The organism is Rhizobium bangladeshense, from assembly GCF_017357245.1.
Taxonomy (GTDB): domain Bacteria; phylum Pseudomonadota; class Alphaproteobacteria; order Rhizobiales; family Rhizobiaceae; genus Rhizobium; species Rhizobium bangladeshense.
Genome location: NZ_CP071612.1, coordinates 840,196 through 853,649, shown reverse-complemented (window position 1 = coordinate 853,649; position 13,454 = coordinate 840,196). Strand labels below are relative to the sequence as shown.

General features: G+C 62.1%; 11 protein-coding genes. 4 read left to right on the top strand and 7 right to left on the bottom strand.

Going from position 1 to position 13,454, the window contains the following annotated elements:
* Positions 1-10 precede the first annotated feature (10 nt).
* Together rsmD and J2J98_RS04090 are read right to left on the bottom strand one after the other, a co-directional pair.
* Positions 11-571: a 16S rRNA (guanine(966)-N(2))-methyltransferase RsmD gene (gene rsmD / locus J2J98_RS04095; RefSeq protein ID WP_207602407.1), complete on the bottom strand. Its 561-nt coding sequence runs from the start codon at positions 569-571 to the stop codon at positions 11-13.
* Positions 552-2,456: a pseudouridine synthase gene (locus J2J98_RS04090; protein WP_207602406.1), complete on the bottom strand. Its 1,905-nt coding sequence runs from the start codon at positions 2,454-2,456 to the stop codon at positions 552-554. The genes rsmD and J2J98_RS04090 overlap by 20 nt, the downstream gene beginning before the upstream one ends.
* Positions 2,457-2,546: 90 nt before the next feature.
* Between J2J98_RS04090 and J2J98_RS04085 the strand changes: the two genes are divergently transcribed.
* Positions 2,547-2,984, top strand: a complete 438-nt coding sequence (locus tag J2J98_RS04085) for a nucleoside deaminase (protein WP_207603075.1) — start codon at positions 2,547-2,549, stop codon at positions 2,982-2,984.
* 244 nt (positions 2,985-3,228) lie between these two features.
* Here the strand turns inward: J2J98_RS04085 and J2J98_RS04080 are convergent, their stop codons facing one another.
* The 4 genes from J2J98_RS04080 to J2J98_RS04065 all read right to left on the bottom strand — a co-directional run bounded on the left by J2J98_RS04080 (position 3,229) and on the right by J2J98_RS04065 (position 9,029).
* A complete protein-coding gene (locus J2J98_RS04080) occupies positions 3,229-3,858 on the bottom strand; it encodes a hypothetical protein (RefSeq protein WP_064706250.1) in 630 nt (209 codons plus the stop codon).
* Between the two features lie 131 nt (positions 3,859-3,989).
* Positions 3,990-6,896, bottom strand: a complete 2,907-nt coding sequence (gene ileS, locus J2J98_RS04075; RefSeq protein ID WP_207602405.1) for an isoleucine--tRNA ligase — start codon at positions 6,894-6,896, stop codon at positions 3,990-3,992.
* Positions 6,897-7,182: 286 nt separating this feature from the next.
* Complete coding sequence (locus J2J98_RS04070) at positions 7,183-8,166, bottom strand: bifunctional riboflavin kinase/FAD synthetase (protein ID WP_207603074.1); 984 nt, start codon at positions 8,164-8,166, stop codon at positions 7,183-7,185.
* 14 nt (positions 8,167-8,180) lie between these two features.
* Positions 8,181-9,029 carry a TIGR01459 family HAD-type hydrolase gene (locus tag J2J98_RS04065; protein ID WP_207602404.1) on the bottom strand — a complete coding sequence of 283 codons (849 nt, stop codon included), beginning with the start codon at positions 9,027-9,029 and terminating at the stop codon, positions 8,181-8,183.
* Positions 9,030-9,379: 350 nt separating this feature from the next.
* Here J2J98_RS04065 and groES point away from each other — a divergent pair, with 350 nt between their 5' ends.
* The 3 genes from groES (at position 9,380) to J2J98_RS04050 (ending at position 12,657) form a co-directional block, all read left to right on the top strand.
* Positions 9,380-9,676: a co-chaperone GroES gene (groES, locus tag J2J98_RS04060; RefSeq protein ID WP_007530391.1), complete on the top strand. Its 297-nt coding sequence runs from the start codon at positions 9,380-9,382 to the stop codon at positions 9,674-9,676.
* 71 nt (positions 9,677-9,747) lie between these two features.
* Positions 9,748-11,385: a chaperonin GroEL gene (gene groL / locus J2J98_RS04055; protein WP_064693968.1), complete on the top strand. Its 1,638-nt coding sequence runs from the start codon at positions 9,748-9,750 to the stop codon at positions 11,383-11,385.
* Positions 11,386-12,198: 813 nt separating this feature from the next.
* A complete protein-coding gene (locus J2J98_RS04050) occupies positions 12,199-12,657 on the top strand; it encodes a hypothetical protein (protein ID WP_207602403.1) in 459 nt (152 codons plus the stop codon).
* 46 nt (positions 12,658-12,703) lie between these two features.
* Here J2J98_RS04050 and J2J98_RS04045 read toward each other — a convergent pair whose 3' ends face one another.
* Positions 12,704-13,414 carry a glutathione binding-like protein gene (locus tag J2J98_RS04045; protein WP_207602402.1) on the bottom strand — a complete coding sequence of 237 codons (711 nt, stop codon included), beginning with the start codon at positions 13,412-13,414 and terminating at the stop codon, positions 12,704-12,706.
* Positions 13,415-13,454: the final 40 nt, after the last annotated feature.

Genomic DNA, 13,454 nt, shown 5'->3' with positions numbered 1-13,454 from the left:
CCGCCCCCGCTTATTGCGGCTGATACCGGAAGAAATGCACCCTCGTATCGCCAAAGATGCGGCTTTCGAGGAAAACATAGGAAGGGTGGACCGAAACGACAATGTCGGCGCGTTCTTCGAGCACCGCCATGGCGCCCGGCCGCAGCCAGCCGCCTTCGGCTGCCGCCGCCATCGCCTTCTCGCCGAGACCCTTGCCATAAGGGGGGTCGGCAAAGAGCACATCGAAAGGCTCAAGGTTGCCGACGCTGCCGAGATCGGTCGCATCCCGGCGCAGGATGCGGGTGCGGCCGTGCAGGCCGAGCGCATCGATATTCTCCCAGAGCAGCGCCCGGCCCTCGACGCTGTTTTCGACGAAGAGCGCGTGGCGACAGCCGCGCGAGACAGCTTCGAGGCCGACGGCGCCGGTTCCGGCGAAAAGATCGAGGATCCGGGTGCCGTCGACGCATTCCGGATAGGCATGGCTCAGGATGTTGAACAGGCTCTCGCGCGTCCGGTCGGCAGTCGGCCGGATCTCGTTGGATTTCGGCACGGCGAGAGACCGTCCGCGAAACTCACCGCCGACGATCCGCACCGCGCGCCATTCCCTTTCCTCTAGCACCACCTCGGGACGGGCCGCCCGCAGGCCTGTCACCGCCCGGCCTGTCACCGCCCGGCTTGCCACTCTTCGGCTTGCCGGAAAATTTCTTGGGGCCGCCGGGCTTGCCGGCAAAGCTCTTGCCGCGGGGCTTGTCACTCGAAGGCTTGTCTCCGAAGGACCTCTCTCCGCGCGGACGCTCGGAGCGGCCCTCGCCGGCAAAGCTTCTGGCTGCCCGCGGGCGCTCGTCACCCTCCTCGCGCGGCTTTCGATCGCCACGCGGCTTGCCGGCGAAAGTTCGATCGCCACGCGACGGACGATCGCCGAAGGGGCGTTCGCTGCGCGGACGCTCAGACCGGCCCTCGCCGGTGGAAGCTCTGGCGGCGCGAGGACGCTCATCACCATCGGCACGCGGCTTGCGATCACCACGCGGCTTGTCGCCAAAAGGCCGGTCGCCGCGCGAAGGACGATCGCCGAAACCGCGGTCTTCGCGAGCAGGACGGTCACCGAAGCCGCGCTTGCGGCCAAAGCCTTCGTCCTCATCCTTGCGGCGAGGCTGCTCGCTAGAGCGGATCCATTCGCCGTCCTCTTCGCGCACGCGGTTGATCGGCGTGCGCGGACGATCCTCGATGCGATCGAAAGCATTGTTCTTTGCCGCCGGCTGCTCGCCGCGCCGGCGCGCGGTCTGCGCATTCTTGGCGGCCTTGGCAGCCGCCTTTTCGCCGAGCGGCCGGGCGCCCGGCGCCATCCAGACATTGGTGCTGCGGCGCTGACCGAGCGGCTGCGGACGCTTCGGCTTGTCGTCGTCCCTGCGGCCGCCGTCGCGGCGATCGTCGTCTCTGCGCCCGCCGTGGCGGTCGTCACGTTTGGTGTCGAGGCGGCTTAGCGCTCGTTCGCGCTTGTCCTCCTGGCGACGCGGCCGTTCGCGCTTTTCCGGCGCCGCGACTTCTTCCTCTTCCTCGGCGGCGACAGGCGGTGCGTTGTAGATCGGCGCCTCGAAATTCGCCTTGGCTTCCTCGATCAGGCGCGGGCCGAGCTGGTCACGCAATGTGCGGCCGCGCACCTCGACGACATGGCCTTCGGGCAAGTCGCCGAGCTGGAACGGCCCATAGGAGATACGGATCAGACGGTTGACGTCGAGGCCGAGGGCGCCGAGCACGTTCTTGATTTCACGGTTCTTGCCTTCGCGAAGGCCCATGGTGATCCAGACGTTCGAGCCTTGAGTCCGGTCGAGCGTCGCCTCGATCGAGCCGTAGAGCACGCCGTCGACGGCGATGCCGTCCCTCAGCTTGTCGAGCGCCTCCTGATCGATCTCACCATGAGCGCGGACGCGATAGCGCCTCAGCCAGCCGGTCGCCGGCAGTTCGAGGGCGCGGGCGAGACCGCCGTCATTGGTGAGCAGCAGCAGACCTTCGGTGTTGATATCGAGACGGCCGATCGACATGACGCGCGGCAGTTCTTCCGGCAGGCTGTCGAAGACGGTCGGACGGCCTTCCGGATCGGCATTTGTAGTCACCAGCCCCGCCGGCTTGTGATAGAGCCAGAGCCTGGTGCGCTCGATGCCGCGGATCGGCACGCCGTCCACCTCGATGCGATCGGCCAGCGTGACGTTGACGACGGGAGTTTCGAGAACCGTGCCGTTCAGCGTCACACGGCCTTCCATGATCATGCGCTCGATGTCCCGGCGGGAGGCAACGCCTGCGCGCGCCATCACCTTTGAAATGCGTTCGGCCTTGGTCTCGCTGTCGGTTTCAGCCGCTGCCGGGCGCGCGGCTGAAACCTTCGCCGGCTTCGCGCCGCCCGCCTTCGGACCGGCCTTCGGCCTGATATCCCGTGAAAGGGGCTTGCCGCCCGGGCGTTTTGGCTTGTCTTTGAGTGTCATTTGCTGTTTGCCTGCCTTTTGGGCCTGTCTATCAGGTCACGCATCTGCGGTTAAGTGGAAATTCTTGCGATCGTGAAGACAAATCGTTTCATGGAGATGGCGCTTGAAGAAGCGCGCGCCGCCGGAGAACGCGGCGAGGTGCCGATCGGCGCGGTGGTCGTTGTCGACGATATTGCCGTTTCACGCTCGGGAAACCGCACGCGGGAGCGCAAAGACGTCACTGCGCACGCCGAAATCGCCGCAATCCGTCTCGCCTGCGAGGCGCTTGGGCAGGAGCGCCTTGTCGGCGCCGACCTCTATGTGACGCTGGAGCCTTGCACCATGTGCGCAGCAGCCATCTCGTTTGCGCGTATCCGAAGGCTCTATTACGGGGCCGAGGATCCGAAAGGCGGCGCCGTTGATCATGGCGTGCGATTCTATGCGCAACCGACCTGCCACCACGCACCGGAGGTCTATTCCGGCATCAACGAGGTCCAGTCGGCCGAGATATTGCGGAGATTCTTTGCGGAACGGAGGGATCCGCCGTAACCGCACGCGCCACGGCTGTCGGGTTCGGGCCTGTAGTTCTCCCCTCACCCTAGCCCTCTCCCCGTCAACGGGGTGAGGGCATGCGCCCTGCGAAAGGTTAACGGTTAACGGAGAGGGTGCGGCATACTCCCTTCGCCGCGTTTACGGGGAAAAGGTGCCGGCAAGCGGATGAGGGTCTGGCCAGCGATGGCGGCATGTCACACGACATTTGAAGCAACCGGACAACGCCTACATCCGAGATAAGCTACTGCAGGAAGTTCCACCACTGCTTGCCGGAATTGGCGATCGCCGCATCCTTCTTGCGCTTCTTCTGCTTCTTGAGCTCGGGCTCGCCGAGGTCCTCGAGCTTTGCCGGATCGTCGACGGTGCGGTAACCGGGCGGCGGGTCGGAAATGTAGCGGCGCTGATCGATATAGGAGCCCTTCTGCAGAGCGCGGGCCTCGCGATAGGCCTGGGTCTGGGCTTCGGTCGTACGCCGGCCGCCTTCAATGGCCGAGCTCGCCAGCGGCGAGCGATAATTCGGATTGTCCGAATTGGCGTCAGCCTCGGAAACGAGGCGAGCGCGGGTCTCCTCCGGCGATTCAAGCCATTGCGGATTGTCCTTGTTGGCCACCGTCGGCTGTGGCGCGACGAGGGTCTCGCGCTGCCCCTGGGCCGGCAGCACCAGCGTCGGACGCGGCGTATATTTGACGCCCTTGTTCTTCGGTTCCGGTCCGGTCAACGATACGGACTGGCCGAGATCGTCGGTCAACTGCTCCATGGCGGTCTTGTCGGTGCCGTAGGTCGGGCTGCTGGCGCAGCCGGACATCAGGGAGCATCCCGCCATGACAACAGACAGGCAGGCGCCTACACGGAACCAATGCGTTGCGAACATGAAAACCCTTCCAGCCACCGGTGCAATCGTCGCCCTACCGGACAACCGTCCCCCTGACGCAAAAATCCGGCCATTTTCAGGCAGCTTTTACCGGATGAACGCCGCAAAGGCAATTCACCCGGCAAATATCTTCAGGCGCGGATGCCGAGTTCGCGCAAGGCGGCAGCGTCCCGCGCCGACACGTCGGGATAATCCGGATCGGAACCGACATCGGTCGTGATGCGCCAGGAACGAGCGCATTTGACGCCTTCGGCAAGCGTCGGCACGACGGCGACGTCAGGCACCTCGGCCAAGCGGAAGGCGTCGGCCGGGCCGGCATCCGCCTTGATCGTGATATCAGAGGTGATGCAGACTTCGCTGAAATCCTGACCTTCGAGCGCCTTGCGAAGCTCAGCATCGGCGACATGCACGACGGGAGCTGCCTCGAGCGAGGAACCGATGCGCTTGTCCTTGCGCTCGATTTCGAGCGCGCCGGTCACGACGCTGCGGATTGCGCGGATCTTCCTCCACTTTTCGGCCAGCGCATCGTTGCGCCATTCCTTCGCGACCGGAGCAAACTGCTCCAGATGTACCGAGACGGCCGAGGGATTGCGCGAAAGCCACGCCTCTTCCGTCGTGAAGGGCAGCATTGGCGCAAGCCAGGTCACCACGCAATCGAAGATCATGCGGATGACGTAAAGCGCCGAGCGGCGGCGAAGGCTGGAGGGCGCATCGCAATAGAGCGCATCCTTGCGCACGTCGAAGTAGAAAGCCGAGAGCTCGACATTGGCGAAGTCGATCAAGGCGCGGGCGATCTTCTTGAAGTCGAAGGCGTCATAGTTCTCGCGCACGAGCCGGTCGAGCTCGGAGAGACGGTGCAGCATCAGCTGCTCCAGCTCCGGCAGATCGGTTAGCGCGATGACCTCGCCGTTGTCGTGGGCCAGAGTTCCGAGCATCCAGCGGATGGTGTTGCGCAGCTTGCGATAGGCGTCGACATTGGTCTGGATGATCGTCTTACCGACGCGCAGATCATCGGCATAGTCAGAGGTCATGACCCAGAGACGCAGGATGTCGGCGCCAGCGTCCTTCATCACTTCCTGCGGCGAGGTGACGTTGCCCTTCGACTTCGACATCTTCTCGCCCTTCTCGTCCATGGTAAAACCATGGGTGAGAACGGCGTCGTAAGGGGCGCGGCCGCGGGTGGCAGCCGATTCCAGCAGCGAGGAATGGAACCAGCCGCGATGCTGGTCGGATCCTTCGAGATAGAGATCGGCCGGCCATTTCAGATCGGGGCGGTCTTCCAGCGTGAAGGTGTGCGTCGAGCCCGAGTCGAACCAGACGTCGAGGATATCCATGACCTGCGTCCACTTGGCCGGATCATGCTCGTTGCCCAAGAAGCGCTCCTTGGCGCCTTCGGCAAACCAGGCGTCGGCGCCCTCGACATCGAAGGCATTGAGGATGCGCTGGTTAACGGCCTCGTCCTTCAGGACTTCGCCCTGCTCATTCACGAAGACGCAGATCGGCACGCCCCACGCTCTTTGACGGGAAAGAACCCAGTCCGGGCGCTGCTCGATCATCGCACGCAGACGGTTCTGGCCGGCCGCCGGCACGAAACGGGTGTCGTCGATCGCGCCGAGGGCCCGGCTGCGCAGCGTCGTTCCATCCGGCAGCGTCTTGTCCATATAGACGAACCACTGCGGCGTGTTGCGGAAGATCACCGGCTTCTTCGAGCGCCAGGAATGCGGATACTGATGTTTAAGGCGGCCGCGGGCAAAGAGCGCATTGCGCTCGATCAGCGCCTTGATGACGCGATCATTGGCATCGCCCTTCTTGCCGTTGTCGTCGATGACCCGCGCGCCTTCCAGGCCGGGAGCATCGGATGTGTAGAAGCCGCCGTCGTCGACCGGGAACGGGATCTTGGTCTCGATGCCGCGCGCCTCGATTTCACGGGCATGCGCCATCCAGACGTCGAAGTCTTCGCGGCCGTGGCTGGGTGCCGTGTGCACGAAGCCGGTACCGGCATCGTCGGTGACATGGTCGCCGTCGAGCAGCGGCACGGCGAATTGGTAGCCGCCGTCTAGACCCTTGAGCGGATGGGCGCAGGTGATGGCGGCAAGATCGGCAGCCGTGACATCCGAAAGACGCTTGTACTGCAGCTTCGCCTTGGCAAAGGATTCCTCAGCCAGCTTGTCGGCGAAGATCAGCTTCTCACCCGGACGCGGGCCGAAATCGTTCTCGGCAGCCGTGACCTCGTAAAGGCCGTAGGCAACACGTGAGGAATAGGCGATCGCCCGGTTACCGGGGATCGTCCAGGGCGTGGTCGTCCAGATGACGATGAAGGCATCCTTGACGCCATCGGGAGCCTTCTCGACCGGAAATTTCACCCAGATCGTGTCGCTCTCATAGTCGTGATACTCGACCTCGGCTTCGGCCAGCGCAGTGCGCTCGACGACCGACCACATGATCGGCTTTGAGCCGCGGTAGAGCTGACCGCTTGCGGCGATCTTCAAGAGTTCACCGGCAATGCGGCTTTCCGCGTGGAAGTTCATCGTCAGATACGGGTTTTCGAAGTCACCGACGATGCCGAGGCGCTGGAACTCGTCACCCTGGACCTTGATCCACTTTTCGGCATAAGCGCGGCACTCGCGGCGGAACTCGATCATCGCCGCCGGCTCGGTCAGGTCGGGCTTGGCCTTGCCCTTGGCGCGGTAGTTCTCCTCCTCGATCTTCCATTCGATCGGCAGGCCGTGGCAATCCCAGCCCGGCACGTAGTTGGCGTCATAGCCGCGCATCTGGAACGAACGGTTGATGACGTCCTTGAGGATCTTGTTCAGCGCATGGCCGATATGGATGTTGCCATTGGCATAGGGTGGGCCGTCATGCAGGACGAATTTTTCGCGGCCGGCGGCAGAGGCGCGCAGTTTCTTGTAGAGGTCCATCTCCTGCCAGCGCTTGACGAGCTCCGGCTCCTTCTGCGGCAGGCCGGCGCGCATCGGGAAATCGGTTTCGGGCAAATAGAGGGTCTTCGAGTAATCGATCTTTTCGGCTGTGTCGGTCATATCGGGACAATCGTTTCTGGCGGCCCAGGAAGGGGCGCTACGTGCGTGAAAAAGCTGGTGACGGAAGCGCTCGTGTCCAAGCGCCGAAAACCCGGACCTCCCGGCCGCTTAGCGCGCGCGGAAGGCCGGGCCGATAATTCGCATCGTGATCGCCAGCCGAAATTTCGTCATAGCGCCGGTTCATAGGCGTTTTTGCCGGGAAAAGGAAGAGAAGAATTCGTGAGCCTGTGATCACGGGTCATCACCCAAACCCGGCTCCCGGCAGAAGTTTTTTACCCGTGGCAATCTAGGGAAAACAAAGCTTCCGATCGAGTTCGCCTAGCGGCTTGACACCTGCCAGCAGCACCCTCGCCTCTTCCTCGTCGCGCTTGATCTGGGCGACGAGCGGATCGAGGCCGTCGAATTTCAGCTCAGGCCTGATATAGCCGAAGAAAGAGACGGCGCAGAGCTGGCCGTAGAGATCGCCGCTGAAATCGAACAGATAGGTTTCGAGCAGCGGCGCGCCGTTTTCGGTGACGGTCGGCCGGCGGCCGTAGCTCGCGACGGCATCGTGGAGCGTTCCGTCCTGGCGCCGGAAGCGGACGGCATAGATGCCGGCGGCGAGTTCGGCCTCCGGCGGCAGGCGCATGTTGGCGGTGGGAAAACCGAGCTGCCGGCCCAGTTTTTCGCCATCGATCACCTCGGCCTCGACCGTATAGCGGTAACCCAGCATGCCGGCGACTTCGCTGACATTGCCGTCCTTCAAGAGCGCGCGGATATGGCTCGAGGAAACGACATCAGCGTTTTCGTCGCGGAAGGCATCGATGAGAGTGACGCCGAAGCCATAGGTCTGACCGGCATTCATCAGGAAAGCCGGACCGCCTTCGCGGCCGCGGCCGAAATGGAAATCGAAGCCGGTGACGACTTCGGAAGCGCCGAGCCAATCCTTCAGGATCGAATGGATGAAATCGTCGGCCGAGCGCTGCGAAAACTCGTAATCGAAGGGATATTCGATGACCGCGTTGAAACCGAGCGTTTCCAGGATGCGGGCCTTGAGCGGCGCAGGCGTCAGCCGGAAGACCGGCATCTCGGGCCGGAAGACCGTGCGCGGATGCGGCTCGAAGGTCAGCACCAGAGCAGGAATGCCGCGCGCCTTCGCGATTTCGAGCGCGCGGTTCAGCACCGACTGATGGCCGCGGTGCACGCCGTCGAAATTGCCGATGGCGATGACCCCTCCCTTCAGATGGGCAGGCAAGGGATCCCGGGTTTCATTGCGGTGGAAGACGGTCATCGGCGGGCTTCTCTTCATGCAAGGCGCGGCATCCACCATTTCGGCGCGGCTTTTTCGCGTTCGAGATAGGCGTTGAGGATCGCCTCGTCGGTCTCGCCATTCAAGGTATATTCCTTAGCGTGGATACCGCCGCTGATGTAGAGAAGGTCGAGGCCGTAATTCAAGGCGCCGCGCACGTCGGTCGGCATGCCGTCGCCGATCGCCAGCACGCGGTCGATGGAGAAATCGCCGCGAAGCTCGCGGGCGGCCGCGAGCGTCGCCTCGTAGATCGGCCGGTGTGGCTTGCCGGCAATGCGGGTCTTGCCGCCGAGCTGCTCGTAATAGGCGGCCATGGCGCCGGCGCATGGGATGATGCGATGGCCGCGCTCGACGACGAGGTCGGGATTGGCGCAGATCATCGGCACGTCGCGCGCCTGGAAATCCAGGAGCATGTCGGTGTAATCCTCCGGCTTCTCCGTTTCGTCGTCAAAAAAGCCGGTGCAGACGAGCGATTGCGCTTCGGCGGCCGGCCGGCGCTCGACGCCGATGCCTTCGAGAAGCGCCTTGTCGCGTTCGGGACCGAGCAGAAAGACCGTCTTCGGCCCTTCGGAAATCAGCCCGCGGGTGACGTCCCCCGAGGTGACGATCCTGTCATAGGCGCCGTCGGGAACGCCGACATGGCGCAACTGCTCGACGACCTGCCAGGAAAGGCGCGGCGAATTGGTGATGAGGACGACGGCAAGGCCGCTCTCGCGCGCGGCTTGAAGGGCCGCGGCGGCCTTCGGAAACGGATCGACGCCGTTGTGAACCACGCCCCAGACGTCGCAGAGCACCACGTCGTAGTGAGCTGATATCTGCGAGAAGTTTTCGATCCGCCTGGCCATTCCAATTTCCCGATTTGCTTCAGTCACCGGTGACATTGCAAAGGCGCAAGGCGAAGGCAAGGCATTTTCTTCACCTTGGCAGGCAAGATCGCCGGCAAGCCCTGCGAGCGCGGACGGCAAGACATGGCGAGGTTGCCAAACGCAACGGCTAGACAACATTTCGGCGACAATCTCGGATAATTCGCCGCCTCTTCACAATTCCGGCGCAAAAATTCGTGATTGCTCTCATTGACTCCTCTCGGAGCCATCCCTAAATGCTCGAGCGCTAGCACTCACTATGGAGGAGTGCTAACACTTATCCATGTGGACCGCTCCGGTCCGCGAATGTCATTCGATCGAGGGATTAGACAATGGCAACCACCAATTTCCGTCCGCTTCACGACCGCGTCGTCGTTCGTCGCGTCGAGTCCGAAGAAAAGACCAAGGGCGGCATCATCATTCCCGACACCGCCAAGGAAAAGCCGCAGGAAGGCGAAATCGTCGCCGTCGGCTCCGGCGCTCGTGACGAGTCCGGCAAGGTCGTCGCTCTCGACGTCAAGGCCGGCGACCGCGTCCTGTTCGGCAAGTGGTCCGGCACTGAAGTCAAGATCAACGGCGAAGACCTTCTGATCATGAAGGAAGCCGACATCATGGGCATCATCGGCTGATCGGCCGGCCCGCTTCCCGAAATGACTGACGGGCCTTCTGCCCGAACACATCGAATTCAGGAGACACAAACATGGCAGCTAAAGAAATCAAGTTTGGCCGCACCGCGCGCGAAAAGATGCTGCGCGGCGTCGACATTCTCGCCGATGCAGTCAAGGTAACGCTCGGCCCAAAGGGTCGTAACGTCATCATCGACAAGTCCTTCGGTGCGCCGCGCATCACCAAGGACGGCGTTTCCGTCGCCAAGGAAATCGAACTCGAAGACAAGTTCGAAAACATGGGCGCCCAGATGGTCCGCGAAGTCGCTTCGAAGACCAACGACATCGCCGGCGATGGCACCACGACCGCAACCGTTCTCGCCCAGGCGATCGTTCGCGAAGGCGCCAAGGCCGTTGCAGCCGGCATGAACCCGATGGACCTGAAGCGCGGCATCGACCTCGCCGTTGCCGAAGTCGTCAAGGATCTCCAGGCCAAGGCCAAGAAGATCAACACCTCGGAAGAAGTCGCCCAGGTCGGCACGATCTCTGCAAACGGCGAACGTCAGGTCGGTCTCGACATTGCTGAAGCCATGCAGAAGGTCGGCAACGAAGGCGTCATCACGGTTGAAGAAGCCAAGACCGCCGAAACCGAACTCGAAGTCGTCGAAGGCATGCAGTTCGACCGCGGCTACCTCAGCCCCTATTTCGTCACCAACCCGGAAAAGATGGTCGCCGACCTCGAAGACGTCTTCATTCTCCTCCACGAGAAGAAGCTCTCGAACCTGCAGTCGATGCTGCCGGTTCTCGAAGCCGTCGTCCAGACCGGCAAGCCGCTCCTCATCATCGCTGAAGACGTCGAAGGCGAAGCCCTCGCAACCCTCGTCGTCAACAAGCTGCGCGGCGGCCTGAAGATCGCTGCCGTCAAGGCGCCTGGTTTCGGCGACCGCCGCAAGGCCATGCTCGAAGACATCGCCATCCTGACCGGCGGCACCGTCATCTCCGAAGACCTCGGCATCAAGCTCGAAAGCGTCACGCTCGACATGCTCGGCCGTGCCAAGAAGGTTTCGATCTCCAAGGAAAACACCACGATCGTCGACGGTTCGGGCGCCAAGTCCGACATTGAAGGCCGTGTTGCCCAGATCAAGGCCCAGATCGAAGAAACCACCTCCGACTACGACCGCGAGAAGCTGCAGGAGCGTCTTGCCAAGCTCGCCGGCGGTGTTGCCGTCATCCGCGTCGGCGGCTCGACGGAAGTCGAAGTGAAGGAAAAGAAGGACCGCATCGACGACGCCCTCAACGCGACGCGCGCTGCCGTTCAGGAAGGCATCGTACCGGGCGGCGGCGTTGCCCTGCTCCGTTCTTCCGTCAAGATCTCGGCCAAGGGCGTCAACGACGACCAGGAAGCCGGCATCAACATCGTTCGCCGCGCTCTGCAGTCTCCGGCCCGCCAGATCGCCGAGAACGCTGGAGATGAAGCCTCGATCGTCATTGGCAAGATCCTCGACAAGGATCAGGACAACTGGGGTTACAACGCCCAGACCGGCGAATATGGCGACATGATCGGCATGGGCATCATCGACCCGGTGAAGGTCGTTCGCACCGCCCTGCAGGACGCCGCTTCCGTTGCATCGCTGCTGATCACCACCGAAGCCATGATCGCCGAGCTGCCGAAGAAGGACGCTCCGGCTATGCCGGGCGGCATGGGCGGCATGGGCGGTATGGACATGATGTGATAGGCCTCTGGCCTGTCACAGCATCGTCCATGAAACCGCCCATCAACCAAGATGGTTCAGCGCGTCAAGCGCGCTGAACTGGCGGTATGGACATGATGTGATAGGCCTCCGGCCTGTCACAGCATCGTCCATGAAACCACCCATCAACCAAGATGGTTCAGCGCGTCAAGCGCGCTGAACTGGCGGTATGGACATGATGTGATAGGCCAAAGCCATCACTGACATCCATTCCGGCACATTCGGAACAGGAAGGGCGACCCTCGGGTCGCCCGTTTCTTTTGCCGCTGCGATTCGATTCATTGCGCACTATTTTATCCCGTGCAGCGCGCCAGCCGACCTCCAAGCTTTCGTCAGGCTTGTGTCGCTGCTCATTTTCCGATCCGGCGAAATAGGCAGAGGCGGCCCGTTCCGCGGCAGAATTTGTCCAGCGTCCTGGAGTAAAGGCGCTATAAACGCGTCAAAAGGGGCAATTTTCGTTGCTTTTCCGACGAGCGGTTAGATACATGACGGAGCCTCCGGAGAAAGCGGCCGCACCACCGCCCCCCGAAAAAGCCGTTGCCGTTTGTTTAAAAGCTCCTATAAATCCGCGCAGCAATTGACGTGCGCCCCGGCGATAATCTTCGCCTGCAGGCGAGCCCGGAGCGCGAAATGCGACGCCATAATGTTCGGCCTAACGTTTCCGGTTTCGGAGGCCGATGGCTGTGGCAACGGCCGGCGACCGCCAGCGCGGGCATAATGCCCGCTGCTACATGATCCTGTTTCTTGTGTTGACGCGCGTGCGGCGGAGGGGCCGCATCCGAACTGGGGAACGCCTTGTTTAAGATCGCCAAAGCCAATGCAGCCGTCCCGTTGATGCCGGGGCTGAACGATAACAAGCGAAATCACGAGATGTTGTCGCAGCTTTCCGTTTCTGAGGCGTGGAGCGGAGATTTCTCGAGCGGCGTGATCCATCTCGGCGAATGGAGCTCGATGCTGCACGGGCTTTCCACACGGGAATGCGGGCTGTTGAGCCTGATCCGCTGCTATGAGGCAAAGGATCGCACCCGTGTGCTGGAGTTGTTAGAGCAGGCGGCGACGCACTGCTCCTCCTTCTGCTTTTCGACGACGATCATCATGCCGAACGGCTTGCGCCAGCCGCTCTTCTGTATGGGCGAGTCGAACGGGTTCCAGGAGAAATACAGCGGCAGCATTACCGGCGTCTTCATCTTTCCCCGCTTCAAGCTCGAAGGCGCAAGGCAGATCACAAGCCGGCAACAAGAATGGCGATTATGAATAAGGCCGCCTATCGGGCGGCCTCCGTGATTTCCGGGAACCGTCGCTACTCCGGTTTGACCGGAATATTCAGGCCCCTTTCGCTTGCCGGACGATCGATGCAGCGCGCCAGCCAATCGAAAATCGCTGGGAATTTCGCATATTCGAGAACTTCGCGACCGCCATAGAAGATGTCGGCACCGCGAATCCAGGTGAAGGTGGTGATGTCGGCGATCGTATATTGATCGCCCATGATCCACTGGCGACCCTGCAGCCGGTTCTCGAGTACGCCGAGCAGGCGCTTGGATTCATCGCGATAACGCTCCACCGGATAGGAGTTGTTGGCGACCTTGTCGGCGGCGAATTTGTAGAAATGACCAAACTGGCCAAACATCGGCCCAATGCCAGCGGTCTGAGAAAATACCCACTGGATGCATTCGTAGCGGCCGGCGGCATCGGTGGCGATGAGCTTGCCGGTCTTTTCGGCGAGATAAAGCAGAATCGCGCCGGATTCAAAAAGGCCAATCGGTTTCCCTCCGGGCCCGTTCGGATCGATGATCGCGGGAATGCGGCCGTTCGGGTTCAGAGATTCGAATTCGGGTGACTTCTGCTCATTGGCAGCAAAGGAAACATAATGCGGCTCATAGGCGAGGCCGAGTTCCTCAAGGGCAACTGATACCTTCACGCCGTTCGGCGTCTGCAGCGAATAGAGCTGGATGATGTCGGGATTTTTTGCCGGCCAGCGCTCGGTGATCGGAAACTCGGATAGGTCTGCCATCGGGTTCTCCTTGCTGGGTGCCGACCATAAGAGACCTGGC

Excerpts from the sequence above, each read along its gene's own strand:
- groL (WP_064693968.1), top strand. The coding sequence starts at position 9,748 with ATGGCAGCTAAAGAAATCAAGTTTGGCCGCACCGCGCGCGAAAAGATG.
- J2J98_RS04090 (WP_207602406.1), bottom strand. The coding sequence starts at position 2,456 with ATGACACTCAAAGACAAGCCAAAACGCCCGGGCGGCAAGCCCCTTTCA.
- ileS (WP_207602405.1), bottom strand. The coding sequence starts at position 6,896 with ATGACCGACACAGCCGAAAAGATCGATTACTCGAAGACCCTCTATTTG.
- J2J98_RS04080 (WP_064706250.1), bottom strand. The coding sequence starts at position 3,858 with ATGTTCGCAACGCATTGGTTCCGTGTAGGCGCCTGCCTGTCTGTTGTC.
- groES (WP_007530391.1), top strand. The coding sequence starts at position 9,380 with ATGGCAACCACCAATTTCCGTCCGCTTCACGACCGCGTCGTCGTTCGT.
- J2J98_RS04085 (WP_207603075.1), top strand. The coding sequence starts at position 2,547 with ATGGAGATGGCGCTTGAAGAAGCGCGCGCCGCCGGAGAACGCGGCGAG.
- J2J98_RS04070 (WP_207603074.1), bottom strand. The coding sequence starts at position 8,166 with ATGACCGTCTTCCACCGCAATGAAACCCGGGATCCCTTGCCTGCCCAT.
- J2J98_RS04065 (WP_207602404.1), bottom strand. The coding sequence starts at position 9,029 with ATGGCCAGGCGGATCGAAAACTTCTCGCAGATATCAGCTCACTACGAC.
- J2J98_RS04045 (WP_207602402.1), bottom strand. The coding sequence starts at position 13,414 with ATGGCAGACCTATCCGAGTTTCCGATCACCGAGCGCTGGCCGGCAAAA.